Below are 20,404 nucleotides of genomic sequence, written 5' to 3'. Positions count from 1 at the left end.
CGTGACCGCGGCGGTCGATACGCCGGGCTTCGTGCGGTGCAGGGCCCCGGTGGCCGCGTCCGCGTACACCGAAGGGATTCCTGTCGCGCAGCGCAGTGCTCCGATCACGCTACGCTCACGGAATTACCGCCATTCGTACCACTCGACCACGTCACAGCAGACACGTCACAGCAGAACGGCTCAAGACGACGAATGCCCCAGCAACCCTCCGGGTCCGATCGCGCGGCGGCTCCGCCCGCAGCGCGCGGAGCCGTGCGTCCTCCCGCACCCTCGACGCTCGACGAACTGTGGAGGTCGTACAAGGCGTCGGGTGACGAGCGGCTGCGGGAGCAGCTGATCCTGCACTACTCGCCGCTGGTGAAGTACGTGGCGGGCAGGGTCAGCGTCGGGCTGCCGCCCAACGTCGAGCAGGCGGACTTCGTCTCCTCCGGGGTCTTCGGACTGATCGACGCCATCGAGAAGTTCGACCCCGGCCGGTCCATCAAGTTCGAGACCTACGCCATCACCCGCATCCGCGGGGCGATGATCGACGAACTGCGGGCATTGGACTGGATCCCGCGTTCGGTGCGGCAGAAGGCCCGCGCCGTCGAGCGCGCGTACGCCACCCTGGAGGCCGCGCTGCACCGCACGCCCTCCGAGGCGGAGGTGGCCGCGGAGATGGGGATCTCGCTCGACGAACTCCACACGGTCTTCAGCCAGTTGTCGCTGGCCAACGTGGTGGCCCTGGAGGAGCTGCTGCACGTGGGGGGCGAGGGCGGCGAGCGGCTGAGCCTGATGGACACGCTCGAGGACACCGCCGCCGACGACCCGGTCGAGGTGGCCGAGGATCACGAGCTGCGCCGGCTGCTCGCCCGCGCCATCAACACCCTGCCGGACCGCGAGAAGACCGTCGTCACCCTCTACTACTACGAGGGCCTCACCCTCGCCGAGATCGGGAACGTACTCGGCGTCACGGAGAGCAGGGTCAGCCAGATCCACACCAAGTCGGTGCTCCAGCTGCGGGCCAAGCTGGCGGACGTGGGGCGCTGAGGGCCCGCGGAATCGTCCCGCCGCCGTCGTCGCCGCTACGGCGTGTCCGTAGAGTGGGAGCGTGCCCAGGATTCGAGCGGCCTCAGTGGCCGAGCACCGGACGATGCAGCGCGGCGCCTTGCTGGACGCCGCCCGCTCCCTGCTGTCCGAAGGCGGTACGGAGGCGCTGACCTTCCCCGCCCTCGCCGAACGCACGGGGCTGGCCCGGTCCTCGGTCTACGAGTACTTCCGCTCCCGGGCCGCCGTGGTCGAGGAGTTGTGCGCCGTCGACTTCCCCGTGTGGGCGGCCGAGGTCGAGTCCGCGATGGAGCGCGCCGACACGCCCGAGGCGAAGATCGAGGCGTATGTGCGGCGGCAACTGGCGCTCGTCGGCGACCGCAGGCACCGGGCCGTGGTCGCCATCTCAGCCGGGGAACTGGACGCGGGCGCGCGCGAGAGGATCCGTGCCGCCCACGGCGGTCTGATCGGCATGGTCGGCGAGGCCCTCGTCGCCCTCGGCCATGAGCAGCCGCGGCTGGCCGCCATGCTGCTGCAGTCCGTGGTGGACGCCGCCGTCCGCCGCATCGAGCTCGGCGTCGAGGAACCCGAGCAGATCACCGAGGCCGCGGTCGCCATGGCCCTGCGGGGCGTCCGCGGCTGACAGCGGCAGCAGCCGTGAGGGGCCGCGGCGCAGCATCCACGGCGGCAGCAGGCTCAGCGGGTCGAGATACTCCCGCCCGCGCAGCAGGCCCCAGTGCAGGCATCCCTCGGGGCAGTGATAGGGACCCGCCTCCAGCTCCCCGAGCGTCGCCCCGGACGCCACCCGGTCGCCTTGGTGCACGACGGCGCGCACCGGTTCATAGGTGGTGCGCAGCGGGGGCGTGCCCGTCCCGGGCAGCTCCACCGACACCACTCCGCGCCCCGCGACCGTGCCCGCGAAGGACACCGTGCCCGGCGCCGCGGCCCGCACCGGCTGCCCCGCCCGGGCGCCGAGATCCACCCCGCGGTGGCCTGCGGCCCAGCGCACGGGCGGCGGTTCCCAGCCCCGTACGACCACCGGCCGTCCGCCGCCCGCACCGGTGACCGGCCAGGCCCGGTCCGCGGCGGGCCGGGCGGGATCCGGGCCGCCGGGCCCGCCCGGTACGTCGTCGGCCGTGGCCGGGGGACCGCCGGCCAGGCAGAGGGTGAGGGCCGTGAACGCCCCGGTGATCAGGAGGACGAGTCGCATGGCCACCACCGTGGCCGATCCCCGCGCAGCGCGGGGATCTTGACCGGGAACTGTGGACTACTCACGGGTTGTGGACAGCTCCGTCACCCGGTCCTTTCCCCGTCCCGTACACTTCTCGTGGCGACCCGGGTCACCGGGTCGACTTCGCACGCCCCGCCATCGGTACTCCCGGTGGCCGTGTCTCTCGGTCCAGTGACCCCCACGGAGTTTCCTGGCAAGGCGCGTCGGGGCGTCAGGAGCGGCGGCCGCCCGGCCGCCGTGGAACCGAGTATCACAAGGAGCGCGGCCATGGCCGTCGTCACGATGCGGGAGCTGCTGGAGAGCGGCGTCCACTTCGGTCACCAGACCCGTCGTTGGAACCCGAAGATGAAGCGTTTCATCTTCACCGAGCGCAACGGCATCTACATCATCGACCTGCTCCAGTCGCTGTCGTACATCGACCGCGCCTACGAGTTCGTCAAGGAGACCGTCGCGCACGGCGGCTCCATCATGTTCGTCGGTACGAAGAAGCAGGCCCAGGAGGCCATCGCCGAGCAGGCGACCCGCGTCGGCATGCCCTACGTCAACCAGCGCTGGCTGGGCGGCATGCTCACCAACTTCTCGACCGTCTACAAGCGCCTGCAGCGCCTGAAGGAGCTCGAGCTCATCGACTTCGAGGACGTGGCCGCCTCCGGCCTCACCAAGAAGGAGCTCCTGGTCCTCTCCCGCGAGAAGGCCAAGCTGGAGAAGACCCTCGGCGGCATCCGCGAGATGCAGAAGGTGCCGAGCGCCGTCTGGGTCGTCGACACCAAGAAGGAGCACATCGCCGTCGGTGAGGCGCGCAAGCTCCGCATCCCGGTCGTCGCCATCCTCGACACCAACTGCGACCCCGACGAGGTCGACTACAAGATCCCGGGCAACGACGACGCCATCCGCTCCGTCACCCTGCTCACCCGCGTGATCGCCGACGCCGTCGCCGAGGGCCTCATCGCCCGCTCCGGTGCCGCGACCGGCGACCAGAAGCCGGGCGAGAAGGCCGGCGAGCCGCTGGCCGAGTGGGAGCGCGACCTGCTCGAGGGCGAGAAGAAGGCCGAGGAGCCCGCCGAGGCCCCCGCCGCCGAGGCCCCTGCCGCCGAGGCTGCGGAGTCGGAGAAGCCGGCCGCGGACGCCGAGCAGGCCTGACCTGCCGTACGGGACCGCGGGGGCCGGGTGCCCCCGCGGTCTCCCGGCGGATCCACGGCCGGATGCCGTCCGTTGGACGGGACCCGGCCGTTGTGGTGACCTCAAGACGGATCAGCCTGCCAGGTGCTTTCGATGGCACGGCAAGGCGCAGCGCACGAGAAGGATTCAAGGATGGCGAACTACACCGCCGCTGACGTCAAGAAGCTCCGCGAGCAGACCGGCGCCGGCATGATGGACTGCAAGAAGGCGCTCGAGGAGGCCGAGGGCAACCTCGAGAAGGCCGTCGAGATCGTCCGCGTCAAGGGCCTGAAGGGCGTCGCCAAGCGCGAGAGCCGCACCACCGAGAACGGTGCTGTCATCTCCAACATCGCCGCCGACAACGCCTCCGGTGTGATCGTCGAGCTGAAGTGCGAGACGGACTTCGTCGCCAAGGGCGAGAAGTTCCTCGCCGTCGCCGACGCGCTGGCCGCCCACGTCGCCAAGGTCAAGCCGGCCGACGTCGAGACCCTGATGGCTTCCGAGATCGAGGCCGGCAAGACCGTCCAGGCCTTCGTGGACGAGGCCAACGCCACCCTCGGCGAGAAGATCGTCGTGGACCGCTTCGCCGCCTTCGCCGACGGCTACGTCTCCGCGTACATGCACCGCACCGCCGCGGACCTGCCCCCGCAGGTCGGCGTCCTGGTCGAGCTGGACAAGGAGAACGCCGAGGTCGCCAAGGACGTGGCGCAGCACATCGCCGCCTTCGCGCCGAAGTTCCTCTCCCGTGACGCCATCCCCGCCGATGTCGTGGAGAACGAGCGTCGCGTGGCCGAGGCCACCGCGCGCGAGGAGGGCAAGCCCGAGGCCGCCCTGCCGAAGATCGTCGAGGGTCGCGTCACCGGCTTCTTCAAGGAGCAGGTCCTGCTGGACCAGCCCTTCGCCAAGGACAACAAGAAGACCGTCCAGAAGATTCTGGACGAGGCCGGTGTCACGCTGAAGCGCTTCGCGCGCATCCGCGTCGGCGCCTGAGCCCGTCAGCAGGGCAGCGAAGACCTGCGACCCGCTAGGGTCGTACGCAGTCGGCCGTCCACCGGCCGGCCGCTGATGTGACGAGGAGGCCATTGCCGCAGAGGGAACCGCGAGGACCCACCGGCAGTGGCCTTCTTCGTATGTGCACGAGGAGAGTTCCAATGAATCAGGGTGCGGACGCCCATACGGCCGCCGACGACAAGAGCGCAGGGAACGGCAAACCCCGCCGGTTCCTGCTGAAACTGTCGGGCGAGGCCTTCGCCGGAGGCGGAGGGCTCGGTGTCGACCCCGATGTCGTGCACGCCATCGCCCGGGAGATCGCTGCCGTGGTCCGGGAGGGCTACGAGATCGCCGTTGTCATCGGCGGCGGCAACTTCTTCCGCGGCGCCGAGCTCCAGCAGCGCGGCATGGACCGGGCCCGCTCGGACTACATGGGCATGCTCGGCACCGTGATGAACAGCCTTGCCCTCCAGGACTTCCTGGTGAAGGAAGGCGTCGAGACCCGGGTCCAGACGGGCATCACCATGGGCCAGGTCGCGGAGCCGTTCATTCCGCTGCGCGCCGTGCGCCACCTGGAGAAGGGCCGCGTCGTGATCTTCGGCGCGGGCATGGGCATGCCCTACTTCTCCACCGACACCACCGCCGCCCAGCGCGCCCTGGAGGTCCACGCCGAGGCGATCCTCATGGGCAAGAACGGCGTCGACGGGGTCTACGACTCGGACCCGAAGAAGAACCCCGACGCGGTGAAGTTCGACGCCCTCGAGTACGGCGAGGTGCTCTCGCGCGGCCTGAAGGTCGCCGACGCCACCGCCATCAGCCTGTGCATGGACAACAAGCTGCCGATCCTGGTCTTCGAGCTGCTCGCCGAGGGCAACATCGCCCGTGCGGTGAAGGGTGAGAAGATCGGCACGCTCGTGAGCGACCAGGACTCGCGGGACTGAGAACGCCCGTGGGAAACCGTCCGGGCACGGACGGCAACTCCGGGCCGTGGGAAGACCTCGGCACGGGGATGGACAACTGCCTGCCGGTCGGACACCGTGCAGGAGAAGACGCGCGCAGGGGCGAGGCTCTGCTTACTGATAACACCAGGAGCAAGTGGTGATCGAAGAGATCCTCCTCGAGGCCGAGGAGAAGATGGAGAAGGCCGTTGTGGTCGCCAAGGAGGACTTCGCGGCGATCCGCACCGGGCGTGCGCACCCGGCCATGTTCAACAAGATCGTGGCCGACTACTACGGCGCCCTGACGCCGATCAACCAGCTGGCGTCGTTCTCGGTGCCCGAGCCGCGCATGGCTGTCGTGACCCCGTTCGACAAGAGCGCGCTGCGCAACATCGAGCAGGCGATCCGCGACTCCGACCTCGGGGTCAACCCGAGCAACGACGGCAACATCATCCGTGTGACGTTCCCCGAGCTCACCGAGGAGCGCCGCCGGGAGTTCATCAAGGTCGCCAAGGGCAAGGGCGAGGACGCGAAGGTGTCCATCCGCTCCGTGCGCCGCAAGGCCAAGGACGCCCTGGACAAGCTCGTCAAGGACAAGGAGTCCGGCGAGGACGAGGTGCGCCGCGCGGAGAAGGAGCTCGACGACACCACCGCGAAGTACGTGGCGCAGGTGGACGAGCTGCTCAAGCACAAGGAAGCCGAGCTGCTCGAGGTCTGATGAACGACGCATCCTGGGGAGCCCCGCCGAGCGCCGGACACTGGGGGTCCACGGACCGAAGGACCCCGGTTCCGGCGGGTCCAGTGCACGGGACGGTCGAGGCGGCGCAGACTCGGCCCATGCCCATCGTGCCCGACGCAGGCGGAGACCAGGACGACCGTGATCAGGGGGCCGCCCGTTCCGGTGGCCCCCTCTTCCGCGAGGAACGCGCTGAAAGGGAGCCTGACATCCGTCCGCAGGAGCCTGCCGCCCCGAAGGCGGGAAAGAAGAGTGCGGGCCGCGATCTGCGGGCCGCGATAGGGGTGGGGCTGGGGCTCGGCGCGGTCATCCTCGCCTCCCTGTTCATCTACAAGCCCGTGTTCCTCGGCGTCGTCGTGGTCGCCGTGGTGGTCGGGCTGTGGGAGCTGACCTCCCGGCTCGCCGAGCGGAAGTCCATCAGGGCGCCCCTGGTGCCGCTCGCCATCGGCGGAGCGGCGATGACGGTCGCGGGCTATGTGAACGGTGCCGAGGGTGCCTGGGTGGCCATGGCCTTCACCGCGCTCGCCGTGCTGGTCTGGCGGATGACGGAGCCGCCGGACGACTACCTCAAGGACGTCACAGCGGGCATTTTCGCGGCGTTCTACGTGCCGTTCCTCGCCACCTTCGTGGCGCTGATGCTCGCCGCCGACGACGGTGCGTGGCGGGTGCTGACCTTCCTCGTCCTGACGGTGGTCAGCGACACCGGCGCGTACGCGGTGGGCTGGCGGTTCGGCAAGCACAAGCTCGCGCCGCGCATCAGCCCGGGCAAGACCCGCGAGGGGCTCATCGGCGCGGTGCTGTTCGCGATGGTGGCGGGCGCGCTGTGCATGCAGCTCCTCATCGACGGCGGCATGTGGTGGCAGGGCCTGCTGCTCGGCCTCGCGGTCGCGGTCAGCGCCACGCTGGGCGACCTCGGCGAGTCGATGATCAAGCGGGACCTGGGCATCAAGGACATGGGCGAGCTGCTGCCGGGCCATGGCGGGATCATGGACCGGCTGGACTCGCTGCTGCCGACCGCTCCGGTGGTGTGGCTGCTGATGGTGGCCTTCGTCGGCTCCTGAGCCGAGCGCGACTGCCGTACCCTGGAAGAGCCCGCCGCTGGTCGGCGGGCTCTTTTCGGCCCTGCGACCAGCGGGGATGCCCCGGTGAGATCCCCGGGCTTGGGCATGGTCCCCCCGTAGGCTCCGCGCACGCGGAGATCGCCCGTATTCGCCGTAACGAGGAGTCCCCGTCCATGGCACGCCCTGCGCCTGGTGAGCTCACCTTTGTCGCTCCCCGCGGAGTCAAGAAGCCCCCGCGGCACCTTGCCGACCTCTCGCCCGCCGAGCGCCGGGAGGCGGTGGCCGCGATCGGCGAGAAGCCGTTCCGCGCCAAGCAGCTGTCCCAGCACTACTTCGCGCGCTACGCGCACGACCCGGCGGAGTGGACCGACATCCCGGCGGCGTCGCGCGGGAAGCTCGCCGAGGAGCTGCTGCCGGAGCTGATGAGCGTGGTCCGGCACATCTCGTGCGACGACGACACCACGCGCAAGACCCTGTGGCGCCTGCACGACGGCAAGCTCGTCGAGTCCGTCCTGATGCGCTACCCGGACCGGGTCACCATGTGCATCAGCTCGCAGGCCGGCTGCGGCATGAACTGCCCGTTCTGTGCCACCGGCCAGGCCGGGCTGGACCGCAACCTGTCCACCGCCGAGATCGTGCACCAGATCGTCGACGGCATGCGCGCGCTGCGCGACGGCGAGGTGCCGGGAGGCCCCGCGCGGCTGTCGAACATCGTCTTCATGGGCATGGGCGAGCCGCTGGCCAACTACAAGCGGGTCGTGGGCGCCATCCGCCGCCTGACCGACCCCGAGCCGGACGGCCTCGGGCTCTCGCAGCGCGGCATCACCGTCTCCACGGTCGGCCTGGTCCCCGCGATGCACCGGTTCGCCGACGAGGGCTTCAAGTGCCGTCTCGCGGTGTCGCTGCACGCCCCGGACGACGAGCTGCGGGACACCCTCGTCCCGGTCAACACCCGCTGGAAGGTCCGCGAGGTCCTCGACGCCGCCTGGGAGTACGCGGAGAAGTCCGGCCGCCGGATCTCCATCGAGTACGCCCTGATCCGCGACATCAACGACCAGGCGTGGCGCGGTGACCTCCTCGGCCGCCTCCTCAAGGGCAAGCGGGTGCACGTCAACCTGATCCCGCTCAACCCCACCCCGGGCTCCAAGTGGACGGCGTCCCGGCCCGAGGACGAGCGGGCGTTCGTCGACGCGATCGCCTCGCACGGCGTGCCCGTGACCGTACGGGACACCCGCGGCCAGGAGATCGACGGCGCCTGCGGTCAGCTCGCCGCGACCGAGCGCTGATACTGTCACCTGACATCACTCGCACAAATGAACAATCCGACAGGGGAGCGCACGCAGCGCTGAGAGTGCGGCACGGCCCGCAGACCCTCGGACCTGATCCGGTTAGTACCGGCGTAGGGAGTCAGCTCGACCATGAACACCACCCTCCGGCGCGCCCTCGGTGCGGCGGCCGTCACCGCGCTGTGCCTTCCGGCGCTCGCCGCCTGCGGCGGATCCGACGAGGCCAAGGACGACAAGACGGTCACCCTCGTCTCGCACGACTCCTTCAACGCGTCGGCCGCGGTCCTCAAGGAGTTCACGCAGCGCACCGGCTACACCGTCAAGGTGCTCAAGAGCGGGGACGCCGGCCAGGCGGTCAACCAGGCGATCCTCTCCAAGAGTCACCCGCAGGGCGACGTGTTCTTCGGGGTCGACAACACCCTGCTGTCCCGTGCGCTCGACAACGGGCTCTTCACCTCGTACGAGGCGAAGGGCCTGGACGGGGTCCCCAAGGAGCTCCAGGAGGATGCCGCGAAGCACCGGGTCACCCCCATCGACAGCGGCGACATCTGCGTCAACTACGACCGCGCCTGGTTCGCGGACCACAAGCTGACCCCGCCGCAGAGCTTCGACGACCTGGTCAAGCCGGAGTACAAGAACCTCCTCGTCACCGAGAACTCCGCCACCTCCTCGCCCGGCCTGGCCTTCCAGCTGGGCACCATCGCCAAGTACGGCGACGCCGGCTGGCAGGACTACTGGAAGAAGCTCAAGGCCAACGGCGCCGAGGTCGTCGACGGCTGGGAGCAGGCGTACAATGACCGCTTCTCCGGCTCGGCCGCGGGCAAGAAGGCCAAGGGCGACAAGCCCCTCGTCGTCTCCTACGCCTCCAGCCCGCCCGCAGAGGTGCTCGGCATGAAGCCGCAGCCCAAGGAGAGCCCCGTCGGCGTCTCGGCCGGTACCTGCTTCCGGCAGGTGGAGTTCGCGGGCCTGCTGAAGGGCGCGAAGAACACCAAGGGCGGCCAGGCGCTGATCGACTTCCTGCTGAGCAGGACGTTCCAGGAGGACATGCCGCTCCAGATGTTCGTCAACCCGGCCGTGAAGGACACGAAGCTGCCCGAGCTGTACACCAAGTACGGAGCGCGGGTCACCGATTCCGGTACGCTCGCTCCGGAGAAGATCGCCGCGAACCGTGACCAGTGGATCAAGGCATGGTCCTCGCTCGTCCTGAAGTGACCTCAAGGCGGAGGTCGTTGGTGCGGCTCGGCCTGATGGTCGTGCCGCTCGCCTTCTTCGCCGTCTTCTTCGCCTACCCGGTCGCCGCGATCGTCTCGCGGGGGCTCAAGGCGGACGGACAGTGGCAGTTCGGCCGGATCGGCGAGGTGCTCACCGATCCACGCATCGGTGATGTCCTGTGGTTCACCACCTGGCAGGCGGCCGCTTCCACCGCGCTCACGCTGGCGCTCGCGCTCCCCGGCGCGTATGTCTTCGCGCGCTTCGACTTCCCCGGCAAGCGGCTGCTGCGCGCGGTCGTCACCGTCCCGTTCGTCCTGCCGACCGTCGTCGTGGGCTCGGCCTTCCTCGCGCTGCTCGGGCACGGGGGGCTGCTGGACGAGCTGTGGGGGGTGCGCCTGGACACCACGGTCTGGGCGATCCTCCTCGCGCACGTCTTCTTCAACTACGCCGTCGTCGTCCGTACCGTCGGCGGTCTGTGGGCCCAGCTCGACCCCCGGCAGGAGGACGCGGCACGGGTGCTGGGTGCCGGGCGGTTCGCGGCCTGGCGCCGGGTGACCCTGCCCGCGCTGGCCCCGGCGGTGGCCGCGGCGGGCCTGATGGTCTTCCTGTTCACCTTCACCTCCTTCGGCGTCATCCAGATCCTCGGCGGCCCGCGCTACTCCACGCTGGAAGTGGAGATCTACCAGCAGACCGCGCAACTGCTCGACCTGCCCACGGCGGCGGTGCTCACGCTGGTGCAGTTCGCGGCCGTGGCGGCGCTGCTCGCCGTCCACGGGCGGACCGTACGGCGACGGGAGTCGGCCCTGCGGCTGGTCGACGCCGCGCACACCTCCCGTCGGCCGCGGGGCGCGGCGCAGTGGGCGCTGCTGTGGTCGGTCCTGGCCGTCGTCGCCCTGCTGATCCTGCTGCCGCTGGCGGTGCTCGTCCAGCGCTCCTTCGACGGACCGGACGGCCAGGGGCTCGCGTTCTACCGCGCGCTCGCCTCCGCCGGGGACAACGGCGGCACGTTCGTCGTCGCCCCGCTGGACGCCATCGGCAACTCCCTGGCGTACGGGCTCGCCGCGACCGCCATCGCGCTGGTGATCGGCGGCCTCGCCGCGGCGGCGCTGGCCCGGCGTGAAGGCCGGCTGGTGCGCGGCTTCGACGCGCTGCTGATGCTGCCGCTCGGCACGTCCGCCGTGACCGTCGGCTTCGGCTTCCTGATCGCCCTGGACGAGCCGCCGCTGGACCTGCGCACGTCCTGGATCCTGGTCCCGCTGGCCCAGGCTCTGGTGGGCGTCCCCTTCGTCGTACGGACCATGCTGCCGGTGCTGCGGGCGGTCGACTCGCGGCTGCGCGAGGCGGCCGCCGTGCTCGGGGCGTCGCCGCTGCGGGCATGGCGCGAGGTGGACCTGCCAATGGTCGGGCGCGCCCTGGCCGTGGCGGCCGGGTTCGCCTTCGCCGTGTCGCTGGGCGAGTTCGGGGCGACCGTCTTCATCGCGCGCCCCGACCATCCGACGCTGCCCGTCGCCGTGGCCCGCCTGCTCGGCCGCCCCGGGGAGCTCAACTACGGGCAGGCGATGGCCCTCAGCACGGTGCTGATGCTGGTCTGCGCGGCGGCGCTGCTGGTGCTGGAACGCATACGCACCGATCGGACAGGGGAGTTCTGATGCTGCGACTCGACGGGGTCACGGTCCGCTTCGGCGAGCGCACCGTGCTGGACGCGGTGGACCTCGAGGTCGCCGAGCACGAGATCGTCTGCCTGCTCGGGCCGAGCGGCAGCGGCAAGTCCACGCTGCTGCGGGTGGTGGCCGGGCTCCAACGGCCGGACGCCGGGCGGGTGTTCCTCGCGGGCGAGGACCAGGGCGCGGTGCCGGTGCACCGGCGCGGGGTCGGGCTCATGTTCCAGGACCACCAGCTGTTCCCGCAGCGGGATGTCGCCGGCAACGTCGCCTTCGGGCTGCGCATGCGGGGTGCCGGGCGCGCGGAGTCGGAGCGTACGGTCGCGGAACTGCTGGACCTGGTGGGCCTGCCGGGTGCGCAGCGGCGGTCCGTTGCCGCCCTGTCCGGCGGCGAGCAGCAGCGGGTCGCCCTCGCGAGGGCGCTCGCGCCGCAGCCGCGGCTGCTGATGCTCGACGAACCGCTCGGCCAGCTCGACCGGAGTCTGCGGGAACGCCTGGTCGTGGAACTGCGGGCGCTCTTCGGCAGGTTGGGCACGACCGTGCTGGCGGTCACACACGACCAGGGCGAGGCGTTCGCGCTCGCCGACCGGGTGGTCGTGATGCGCGACGGCGGACACATCGCCCAGGCCGGGACGCCGCTGGAGGTCTGGCAGCGGCCCGCGTCGGAGTTCGTGGCGCGCTTCCTGGGCTTCGACAACGTGGTCGGTGCGGTGGTGAGCGGTGAGTGCGCCGACACGGCGTGGGGGAAGGTGCCGGTGCCGGCGGGGACGCCGGACGGTGAGTGCCGTGTTCTGGTACGGCCGGGGGGAGTGCGGGTCGTTCCGGCGGCGGAGGGGGTGCCGTGCGAGGTGGTTTCCCGGACGTTCCGGGGGGACCACGCGGTGGTGCGGCTTTCGCCTGGCGGCGGGCCGGAGTTGGAGGCGGCTTGCGGGTTGCGTGATGCGCCGGAGGTGGGGGTTCGGGTTGGCGTCGAGTTCGACGCGGCCGAGGTGGTTGTGCTGGGGGAGTGAGTGGGGCGCCCCGGTCCCACCCTTTCGCCGTTTCCTGGGGCTGCGCCCCAGACCCCGCTGTCGCGGCTCCGCCGCTCGTCCTCAAGCGCCGGACGGGCTGAAATTCAGCCCGTCCGGCGCTTGAGGACAACCGCGCGGAGCGCGGTTCCGGGGCCCGGGGCGGAGCCCCGTGGCTCAGCCCGTGGTCACCGGTTCGGGCTTCTTCTCCTCCGCCGTAGGCGCAGACGCATGGCCGTCCGGTTCGCCGAACCAGGCGACTGCCACCGCACCCGCCACGGCGAGCAGGAAGCCGAGGATCGCCACCCAGGCGAAGCCGGGGCGGGAGTGGTCGCCGAGCCACAGGACGCCGATGATGCCCGGCAGGACGGTCTCGCCGACGACCAGGGCGGCCGTGGCGCCGTTGACCGAGCCGATCTGCAGGGCGACCGTGTGCAGGTACATGCCGACGCTGCCCGAGATGAGGATCGCGTAGAGCGCCGGGTCCGCGAGGAGCGTCGGCAGGTCGAACGGGTCGATGCCGTCGAGGATGCGTACGCCCACGCCGATCGCGCCGAAGCCCAGACCGGACAGCAGACCCGCCAGGATCGCGGACTTGGAACCCAGCAGGCGTACGGCCACGGTGCCGCCGCCCATCAGCACCACCGAGATCCCGAGCAGCCACCAGTGCGTGGACCTCTCGGTCGTCCCGTGGCCCTCCGTGCCGGCGGCCGTGGCCAGCAGCACCAGTGCCGCGCAGACCACGGTTATGGAGGCCCACTCGGGGCGCTTGAGCCGGATGCCCAGCAGCTTGATGCTCAGCAGCGCGGTGACGATGAGATTGGCGCTGATCACGGTCTGGGAGAGGAAGAGCGGCAGCATCCGGGCGGCGAGCGCGCCGAGCCCGAAGCCGACGAAGTCCAGCACGGTGCCGACCATGAACTCCCACGTCACCGCGGCCTTCGCGGTCGAGGAGAGGCTGGGTCCGCCGCGCCCGGTGACTTCCGTCGTGGAGGCCTTCGCGGCCTCCCTCTGGGCCGACTTCCGCGACCCCACGGCCTGCAGGACCGATCCTGTGCCGTAACACGCCGAGGCGGCGACAGCCGTCACAAGGCCGATGATCACCAATAGCTCCGTTCACCCGATAGCGTCGTGCTCTTGATGCAGACGTACTTTTCGGGTGCGGAGTTGCTTTTGAGTCAAGGATTGGTCAAACGGAGAGGGCTCACCTCATCAGGGGCAGCGCGGTGAGCTCCGCGACCGCCCAGGTGACGGGCGTCAGCACGGCCACCAGGACGCAGGTCCGCACGACGGCCGCGCTGCGCAGCAGGGAGGCGGGAATGCCCAGGCGCAGCAGGGCCGAGGCGGTCGTGGTGCGGGCCTGACGGGAGTCCAGCGCGGCGGTGATCGCGGTGGCCGTGACACAGGCCATGACGACGGCCGCGCCCAGGCCGGTGAGCGGGCCGAAGGGGCGCGACGCCGAGCGCTCCCACGCCGGGCCGTACAGCTGGGCGGTGGCGAGCGCGCCCGAGGCGACCGCGCACAGCACGCCGAGCGGGCGGCCGATGCGGGGCGCGATGTCCTGGAGCGTGCGCCCGGCGAGCATCCGCACCGGGCCGGGGCGCCCGGCCGAGACCGCCGCCCCGCACCAGTGGATCAGCCCGGGCCCGGCCAGCACCAGGCCCAGGGAGGCGAGCAGCCAGCCGCCGAGCAGCCCGGGGGAGGCGCCGTCCTGGCCCGGGAGCGTGAGCAGCCGGGCGGGCTCGGGGGCGGGCGCGTGGCCCACGTACGCCTCCAGGGCCAGGCCCGTCGCGATGACCGTGATGCCCCAGGGCAGGCCGGTGTAGGACAGTCGGCCCTCCGACGGCGCGGGCGGGGCCACCGGGACGGGCCCCTCCTCGCCGTCCGCCGGGACGACGGCCCCGCGCCGCTGCTCGCGCGGGCGCAGGGCGATGACGCACGCGGCGGCCGCCGACGCGGGCAGCAGCCCGAGCAGGGTGAAGGCCGCGGCCCACGGCAGGGGCTCGCCGCTGTCCAGCAGCCGGGCCGCGTGACCGCTCACCGGTGTGCCGCCGAGGTCGCCGCGGAGCTCGAGGTACACCAGCAGCGCGGCCGCGCTGCCGAGCGCACACGAGACGGCCGTCGACGTGGCCGCGAGCACCGACATCCGCACCGGGCCGAAACCGGCCGCGTCCAGGCCGTCCCGGGGCCGGGTGGCGGGGTCCGTACGGGCCACCGCGACGGCGAACTGCATCGCTGCCGCGAACGGGATCGCGCACCACAGCAGCCGTACGACCGAGGTCTCCGTCTGCGTCGGGTGTGCTGCCGCGTACCCGAGGGCGCACAGCAGCAGGAAGCCGACACCCGCCGCCGCGGCGGCGACCAGCAGCCGTCTGAGCAGGACGAGCGGGTGAGCGCCGCGCGCTAGGCGGAGACTGAGCACGCGGCCCTGCCCTCTCCCTCGGACGCGTCGGGCGCGGGGATGGCGCCGCCGCGGCGCCCGTCGGCGAGATGGACCACGCGGTCGGCCAGACCGGCGCTCTCCTCGTCGAGCGTGGCGAGGACGACCGTGATGTGGTGCGAGCGGGCGGCCGTGGTCAGGGTGCGCAGCACCTGGGCCCGGTCTGTGCTGTGCAGGGGGGCGGCCGGATCGTCCGCGAAGACCACGGTCGGCTCCCCGGCCAGGGCGCGTGCGACGGCGATCCGCTGGCACTGGGCGCGCAGCAGCGCACCGGGGCGCTTGCGTACGCAGTCGCCCACGTCGAGGCGCTCGAGCCATTCGTGGGCGGTCTGCTTCGCGGTCCGGTGGCCCACCCCGCGCGCCAGCAGGGGCAGGGCCGCGTTCTCCCACGCGGTCAGCTCCGGTACGAGGTGCGGGGTGTCGTCGATCCAGCCGAACCGTTCGCGGCGCAGCCGCTCGCGGGCCGGACGGGACAGGGTGTGCACGGGTGCGCTGTTGAACCACACCTCGCCGGGATCCGGCACGAGCTGGCCGGACAGGCATTTGAGGAGCGTGGTCTTTCCCGAGCCGCGCGGCCCGGTGAGGGCGAGGATCTCGCCCTCACGGACCCCGACGGAGACACCCGCCAGGGCCGGGGAACCGTTGTAGGAGTAGTGCAGTCCACGTGCCCAGAGCACGTCGTTGTCCGGCGGGGCCACCATATCGAGCACACCTCGGGTCGCTGGAGGGTCCGTTCCCCTGTCCGGGTGAACGAACCGGAGGCCATTGGGTCACTGGCACCGTACGGAACCGAGATCCTAGCCCCGGTCCAGGCTCGGCGCGGGAAGGACCCACTTTCCTCCCATCGGGCTCATGGACCGAGGGGTTACAGGTGAGTTGGTGCGAACATGCGCAGTACGGCCGGGAGTACGACGACCGAGGGGCCCGGCGCGGCGAGCGCGGTGGCCAGATCCGTGCGCAGCCGGTCCGGCGCGCTGCGGACGGCGGGGACGCCGAAGGACTGGGCGAGCGCGACGAAATCGGGGCGGGCCAGCTCCGTCGCGGTCGCCTCGCCGAAGGCGTCCGTCATGTACTCGCGCAGGATGCCGTAGCCGCCGTCGTCGACTATCAGCCAGGTGACGGGCAGCCCGTACTGACGGGCCGTGGCCAGCTCGGCGATCGAGTACAGCGCGCCGCCGTCGCCGGAGACGGCGAGCACCGGGCGGGTGCGGTCCGCCGCCGCGGCGCCCAGAGCTGCGGGAAAGCCGTAGCCGAGGCCGCCCGCGCCCTGTGCGGAGTGGAACGGGCCGGTGCGGGGGTCGAACGCGGACCAGGCCCAGTAGCCCAGGATCGTCATGTCCCAGAAACTCGGGGCATTGTCCGGCAGAGCGGCGCGGACGTCCGCGAGCACGCGCTGTTCCGTGTCCAGCGCCTGCGCCGCGATGCGGCCGTGTACGCGCTCCAGCAGTGCCCGCGCCGCCTTCGCGCCCCGGCCCGCGGGCCGCGCGGGCACGGTGGCGGCGAGCGCCTCCAGCGCGGGGAGGGCGTCCGCGTGGATGCCGAGTGCGGGGTGGTTGGCCTCCAGCTTGCCCAGGTCGGCCTCGATCTGGACGAGCCGGCCCCGGGGCCGGAACGTGTGGTAGTTCGAGGAGAGTTCGCCGAGGCCGGACCCGGCGACGAGCAGGGCGTCCGCGTCCTCCAGGAGGTCGGTGGTGTGCCGGTCCTCCAGCCAGGAGCGGAGTGAGAGCGGGTGTTCCCAGGGGAACGCGCCCTTGCCGCCGAACGTGGTGGCCACGGGTGCGTCCAGTTTCTCGGCCAGGGCGCGGAGTGCGTGCCGGGCTCCGGCCCGTACGACGCCGCCGCCCGCGAGGATCACCGGGCGCTCGGCCGCGCCCAGGACGGCCGCGGCCTCCTCGATGAGTTCCGGCCGGGGAGGGAGCGGGCGCGGGTGCGCGTCCAGCGAGCGCGGCGGCGGTGCGGTGGCGGGGGCGAGCAGGACGTCCTGCGGGATCTCCACCCAGACCGGTCCCGCCGGTGCCTCGAGTGCGGAGCGCCAGGCGGCGGCGAGCGCGGACGGTATCTGCGATGCGGTGCGGACGGTGTGCACGCTCTTGACGACGTCGCGGAACGAGGCCTGCTGGTCGCGGAGTTCGTGCAGGTAGCCCTTGCGGGCGCCGCCGAGGCCGGGGGTGGGGATCTGGCTGGAGATGCCGAGCACGGGGGCCGATGCGGCGGCCGCCTCCTGGAGGGCGGCGAGCGTCAGCAGTGCGCCCGGTCCGGTCGAGACCAGCAGGGGTGTGACCGTGCCGGTCACGCGCGCGTGGGCGTCGGCGGCGAAGCCGGCGTTGTTCTCGGCCCGCAGTCCGACATAGCTGAGCGGCGAGCGCCGCAGGGCGTCGAAGAGGGCGAGGGCGTGCTGGCCGGGCAGGCCGAAGACGGTACGGGCGCCGAGTGCGGCGAGTGATTCGAGGGTGAGGTCGCCGCCGGTGCGGGGTGTTCCCATGGGGGTGCCTTTCGCTTGTGGGGTGGGGAGTTGTGCCCCGGCCCCGCCCTTTCACCGTTTCCTCCGGGGCTCCTCCCCGGGCCCCGAAACCGCGCTTCGCGCGGCCACGCGGCGGAGCCGCACATCGAGCGCAGCCTCAAACGCCGGACGGGCTGGATGGCGCGCCCGCGAGGCGGCGTTGCCAGGCGTCCAGCACCACCGCATCCGTCCGCTCCGTGCACAGACTCACCGCGACGTACGCCGCCAGCGACGCCAACAGCCCGTACAGGATCGGCTCGTTGGCCAGCACGCCCAGCCAGGCCATCAGCACGACGACCGTGACACCCCCCGCGCACACCGCCGCCAGTGCCCCCGCACCCGTGCCGCGCCGCCACACCAGTCCGCCGACCACCGGTATCAACAGTCCGCCGACGAGCAGGTCGTAGGCAACCGTCAGCGCCTCGACGACGCTGTTCAGGGAGACGGCGATGCCGATGACGGCGGCGCCCATGACCACCACGAAGACCCGGTTGCCGGGCGCCGGACGGCCGCCCCGCAGGCGTGCCCAGATGTCGTGGTTGGCGACCGTGGCGCACGCGATCAGCGCGCCCGACGACGTCGACATCACGGCCGACAGCGCGGCGGCCAGTACCAGCCCCTTCAGCCCCATCGGCAGCGCGTCGCGCACGATCGTCGCGAACGCCTCGTCCGGACTGCCCAGTCCGGGATACAGCACCCGCGCCGCCGTGCCGATCACGGCACCTCCGAGCGCGTACAGCAGGCAGTACGTACCGGCGACTGTGCCGCCGAGGCGGGCCACCTTGTCGCTGCGGGCGGTGAAGACGCGCTGCCAGATGTCCTGGCCGATGAGCATGCCGAACGAATAGATCAGCACATAGGTGAAGACCGTCTGCGCACCGATGCCCATGGGGGAGAAGAACCCGCCCGGCAGCTCCGCCTTCATCCGCGCGAAGCCGCCGGCCCTGACGACCGCGACGGGCAGCAGGATCAGCAGCACGCCCACCGTCTTGACGACGAACTGCACCATGTCCGTGAGCGTGATCGACCACATGCCGCCGAGCGTCGAGTAGCAGACCACGATGGCCCCGCCCAGGAGGATGGAGACGACCCGGTCGAGTCCGAAGACGACGTCGAAGACGGTCGCGTAGGCGATGGTCGAGGTGACCGCCAGCATCAGGGTGTACGCCCACATCACGACGCCGGAGATCAGCCCGGCGGAACCGCCGTACCGCAGGTCGAGCATCTGGCTGACCGTGTAGACCTTGAGCCGGGCGATGCGCGCGGAGAAGAAGACGCTCAGCGCCAGCAGCCCGAGGCCGATGGTGAAGACCATCCACGCGCCCGACAGGCCGTGTTGATAGCCGAGCCCCACGCCGCCGATCGTCGACGCGCCGCCCAGCACGATCGCGGCCATCGTGCCGGAGTACAGGCCGGGCCCCAGGCGGCGGCCCGCGACGAGGAACTCGCCCGCGGTGGTGGAGCGGCGCATGCCCCACCAGCCCATGGCGAGCATGCCCGCGAGATAGAGGACGATCACCGCGTAGTCGACGACGGACATGGCCGTGACCCTAGGCGTCCCGTGAAGCGGCCGTGAAGTGTACTTTTCCTCCATCCGTCGGCCATGTGCCGGACGAACCATCCATCGGGGGCCATGAGATGCGCGAGATCCTTCCCCAGGCTGTTCCCGTCCCCCTGTCCGCGCTCCTCGGCCATCCGGAGCTGGGGCTGCGGCAGATCGCCGGGCCGCGTACGGACGTCGGGGTGCACTCCGTGCACACCAGCGAGATGTCGGACCCCGTCCCCTATCTCCTCGGCGGCGAGCTGCTGTTGAGCGCGGGCGTCGCGGCCCCGGAGCGCGGCCGGGACACGTACTGGGACCGTTACGCGGCCCGTACGGTCCAGGCGGGAGCGGCGGCGCTCGGCTTCGGCGTGGCACCCGTGCACGACGCCGTGCCGGAGGCGCTCGCCACGGCCTGCGACCGGCACGGGCTGCGGCTCGTGGAGGTGCCGGAGCCGACGCCGTTCACGGCCGTCGGCCGCGCCATGGGGCAACTGGCCGCGGCGCTGAGGCACCGCGCCCTGCACCGTCTCGCGGAGGCCCAGCAGGCGCTGACCACGGCCGCGGCCCGGCCGCACCCCGTGCCCGCCGTCCTGGGCCGACTCGCGGCCCAACTCGACGGCTGGGCCGTTCTGTTCGCGTACGACGGGAGTGAAGTCGTCGCATCCGGCGCCCGCCCGGCCGGCTCCGTCCGCGAGGCGCTGGCTCAACTGGCCGCGCGGGTGCGCGGCGGCCTGTCCTCAGCGGCGGACGGGGCGAGCCTGTGCGCATATGGCCTCGGCGGGCCCGAGCCGCTGGTGCTCGGCGTGTGTGTGCCGCGTCGTGACGCGGCCGACGACGCGATCGCGGGCGTCGCCGTCGTCCTGCTCACGCTGCTGACCGCCGCCCGCCCGGCGTCGGGCGAAGCGGAGCGCACGGCCGCGCTCGTCCGGCTGCTCCTGGGGGACCGACCTGCCGATGTGGCGGGCCTGTTGACGGGTGAGGCGCAGTGGACCGTCGTCCGCGGTCGGCGCAAGGGGCGTACCGCGCCCGGCGATCCTCCCCCATGGCCTGAAGGGCATGGGAGGGACCCCCATGCGGCGGGCGCGCTCGCGGCCGGGCTGGGCACGTCGCTGATCGCTGTCGACGGGGACGGGCTCGCCGCGCTCGTACCGGGCGGCGGAACGCTGTCGGCGCAGCCCGGCTGGACGCTGGGCGCCGCGGCGCCCGTGCCCGTGGCGGAGCTCGCGCGCGGCGCGGCGGAGGCGGCCGGGGCCCTGCGGCGGGCGCTCGCCGAGCGCGTACCGCTCGTACGGCACCGGGCGGACGACGGGGCGGGGCTCGCGTCGCTCGTGGACGAGGCCGGGGCGCGGGCCCTGGCCGGCCGCCGGCTGGCGCCGCTGGAGGGACAGCGGGCGCTCCTGGAGACCGTACACACCTGGCTTTCCCTGCACGGGAGTTGGGACCGTACGGCCGTGGCGCTCGGCGTGCACCGCAACACGGTCCGGCAGCGCGTCGCGCGGGCCGAGGCGCTGCTGGGCGCGGACCTGGGGGACGCGGATGTGCGGATGGAGCTGTGGTTCGCGCTCAAGTGGCGGTCATGACAAGGGCCGTGGGGGGGGGAAAGAAAGGGGCAAAA

General features: G+C 72.0%; 17 protein-coding genes, 1 pseudogene and 1 riboswitch. Of the genes and pseudogenes, 12 read left to right on the top strand and 6 right to left on the bottom strand.

Annotated features, from left to right (window positions below; all coding sequences use genetic code 11):
- Positions 1 to 192: 192 nt before the first annotated feature.
- Together whiG and ACV530_RS33635 are read left to right on the top strand one after the other, a co-directional pair.
- Entirely contained in the window at positions 193 to 1,029 is an 837-nt protein-coding gene (whiG, locus tag ACV530_RS33640; protein ID WP_494336495.1) for an RNA polymerase sigma factor WhiG, read from the top strand.
- A gap of 103 nt (positions 1,030 to 1,132) precedes the next feature.
- Complete coding sequence (locus ACV530_RS33635) at positions 1,133 to 1,669, top strand: TetR/AcrR family transcriptional regulator (RefSeq protein ID WP_494336527.1); 537 nt, start codon at positions 1,133 to 1,135, stop codon at positions 1,667 to 1,669.
- Positions 1,670 to 1,786: 117 nt separating this feature from the next.
- Here ACV530_RS33635 and ACV530_RS33630 read toward each other — a convergent pair.
- Positions 1,787 to 2,236: pseudogene (locus tag ACV530_RS33630) on the bottom strand (peptidoglycan DD-metalloendopeptidase family protein); the annotation flags it as partial.
- A gap of 288 nt (positions 2,237 to 2,524) precedes the next feature.
- Between ACV530_RS33630 and rpsB the strand changes: the two are divergent.
- The 9 genes from rpsB to ACV530_RS33585 all read left to right on the top strand — a co-directional run bounded on the left by rpsB (position 2,525) and on the right by ACV530_RS33585 (position 12,309).
- Positions 2,525 to 3,397, top strand: a complete 873-nt coding sequence (gene rpsB, locus ACV530_RS33625; protein ID WP_494336494.1) for a 30S ribosomal protein S2 — start codon at positions 2,525 to 2,527, stop codon at positions 3,395 to 3,397.
- A 171-nt stretch (positions 3,398 to 3,568) separates the two neighbouring features.
- Positions 3,569 to 4,405 carry a translation elongation factor Ts gene (gene tsf / locus ACV530_RS33620; RefSeq protein ID WP_494336493.1) on the top strand — a complete coding sequence of 279 codons (837 nt, stop codon included), beginning with the start codon at positions 3,569 to 3,571 and terminating at the stop codon, positions 4,403 to 4,405.
- Between the two features lie 161 nt (positions 4,406 to 4,566).
- A complete protein-coding gene (gene pyrH, locus ACV530_RS33615; protein ID WP_494336492.1) occupies positions 4,567 to 5,346 on the top strand; it encodes a UMP kinase in 780 nt (259 codons plus the stop codon).
- Between the two features lie 157 nt (positions 5,347 to 5,503).
- Complete coding sequence (gene frr / locus ACV530_RS33610) at positions 5,504 to 6,061, top strand: ribosome recycling factor (protein WP_462694572.1); 558 nt, start codon at positions 5,504 to 5,506, stop codon at positions 6,059 to 6,061.
- On the top strand, positions 6,061 to 7,140 hold the full coding sequence (locus tag ACV530_RS33605) for a phosphatidate cytidylyltransferase (RefSeq protein WP_494336491.1): 1,080 nt from the start codon (positions 6,061 to 6,063) through the stop codon (positions 7,138 to 7,140). Before frr ends, ACV530_RS33605 begins: the two co-directional genes overlap by 1 nt.
- A 173-nt stretch (positions 7,141 to 7,313) precedes the next feature.
- Entirely contained in the window at positions 7,314 to 8,426 is a 1,113-nt protein-coding gene (rlmN, locus tag ACV530_RS33600; RefSeq protein ID WP_494336490.1) for a dual-specificity RNA methyltransferase RlmN, read from the top strand.
- Between the two features lie 31 nt (positions 8,427 to 8,457).
- Positions 8,458 to 8,563, top strand: a riboswitch (TPP riboswitch).
- Complete coding sequence (locus ACV530_RS33595; protein WP_494336489.1) at positions 8,559 to 9,638, top strand: thiamine ABC transporter substrate-binding protein; 1,080 nt, start codon at positions 8,559 to 8,561, stop codon at positions 9,636 to 9,638. It overlaps the preceding riboswitch by 5 nt.
- Positions 9,639 to 9,673: 35 nt before the next feature.
- On the top strand, positions 9,674 to 11,287 hold the full coding sequence (locus ACV530_RS33590) for an ABC transporter permease (protein ID WP_494336526.1): 1,614 nt from the start codon (positions 9,674 to 9,676) through the stop codon (positions 11,285 to 11,287).
- Entirely contained in the window at positions 11,287 to 12,309 is a 1,023-nt protein-coding gene (locus ACV530_RS33585; RefSeq protein WP_494336488.1) for an ABC transporter ATP-binding protein, read from the top strand. Before ACV530_RS33590 ends, ACV530_RS33585 begins: the two co-directional genes overlap by 1 nt.
- A gap of 174 nt (positions 12,310 to 12,483) precedes the next feature.
- Here the strand turns inward: ACV530_RS33585 and ACV530_RS33580 are convergent, their stop codons facing one another.
- The 5 genes from ACV530_RS33580 to ACV530_RS33560 all read right to left on the bottom strand — a co-directional run bounded on the left by ACV530_RS33580 (position 12,484) and on the right by ACV530_RS33560 (position 18,786).
- Positions 12,484 to 13,410: a DMT family transporter gene (locus tag ACV530_RS33580; RefSeq protein WP_494336487.1), complete on the bottom strand. Its 927-nt coding sequence runs from the start codon at positions 13,408 to 13,410 to the stop codon at positions 12,484 to 12,486.
- Between the two features lie 100 nt (positions 13,411 to 13,510).
- Positions 13,511 to 14,728 carry a hypothetical protein gene (locus ACV530_RS33575; RefSeq protein ID WP_494336486.1) on the bottom strand — a complete coding sequence of 406 codons (1,218 nt, stop codon included), beginning with the start codon at positions 14,726 to 14,728 and terminating at the stop codon, positions 13,511 to 13,513.
- Positions 14,710 to 15,447 (bottom strand): ABC transporter ATP-binding protein, encoded by a 738-nt coding sequence (locus ACV530_RS33570; protein ID WP_494336485.1) that lies wholly within the window; start codon positions 15,445 to 15,447, stop codon positions 14,710 to 14,712. The genes ACV530_RS33575 and ACV530_RS33570 overlap by 19 nt, the downstream gene beginning before the upstream one ends.
- A 164-nt stretch (positions 15,448 to 15,611) precedes the next feature.
- A complete protein-coding gene (locus ACV530_RS33565) occupies positions 15,612 to 17,228 on the bottom strand; it encodes a thiamine pyrophosphate-binding protein (protein ID WP_494336484.1) in 1,617 nt (538 codons plus the stop codon).
- 136 nt (positions 17,229 to 17,364) lie between these two features.
- Entirely contained in the window at positions 17,365 to 18,786 is a 1,422-nt protein-coding gene (locus ACV530_RS33560) for a sodium:solute symporter family protein (RefSeq protein ID WP_494336483.1), read from the bottom strand.
- Positions 18,787 to 18,884: 98 nt separating this feature from the next.
- Here ACV530_RS33560 and ACV530_RS33555 point away from each other — a divergent pair, with 98 nt between their 5' ends.
- On the top strand, positions 18,885 to 20,369 hold the full coding sequence (locus tag ACV530_RS33555; RefSeq protein WP_494336482.1) for a PucR family transcriptional regulator: 1,485 nt from the start codon (positions 18,885 to 18,887) through the stop codon (positions 20,367 to 20,369).
- The last annotated feature ends 35 nt before the right edge of the window (positions 20,370 to 20,404 follow it).

This window comes from Streptomyces sp. SX-6 (assembly GCF_059089585.1).
Note: the sequence above shows the minus strand (reverse complement) of the source record. Positions and strands in the feature narration are given on the sequence as shown.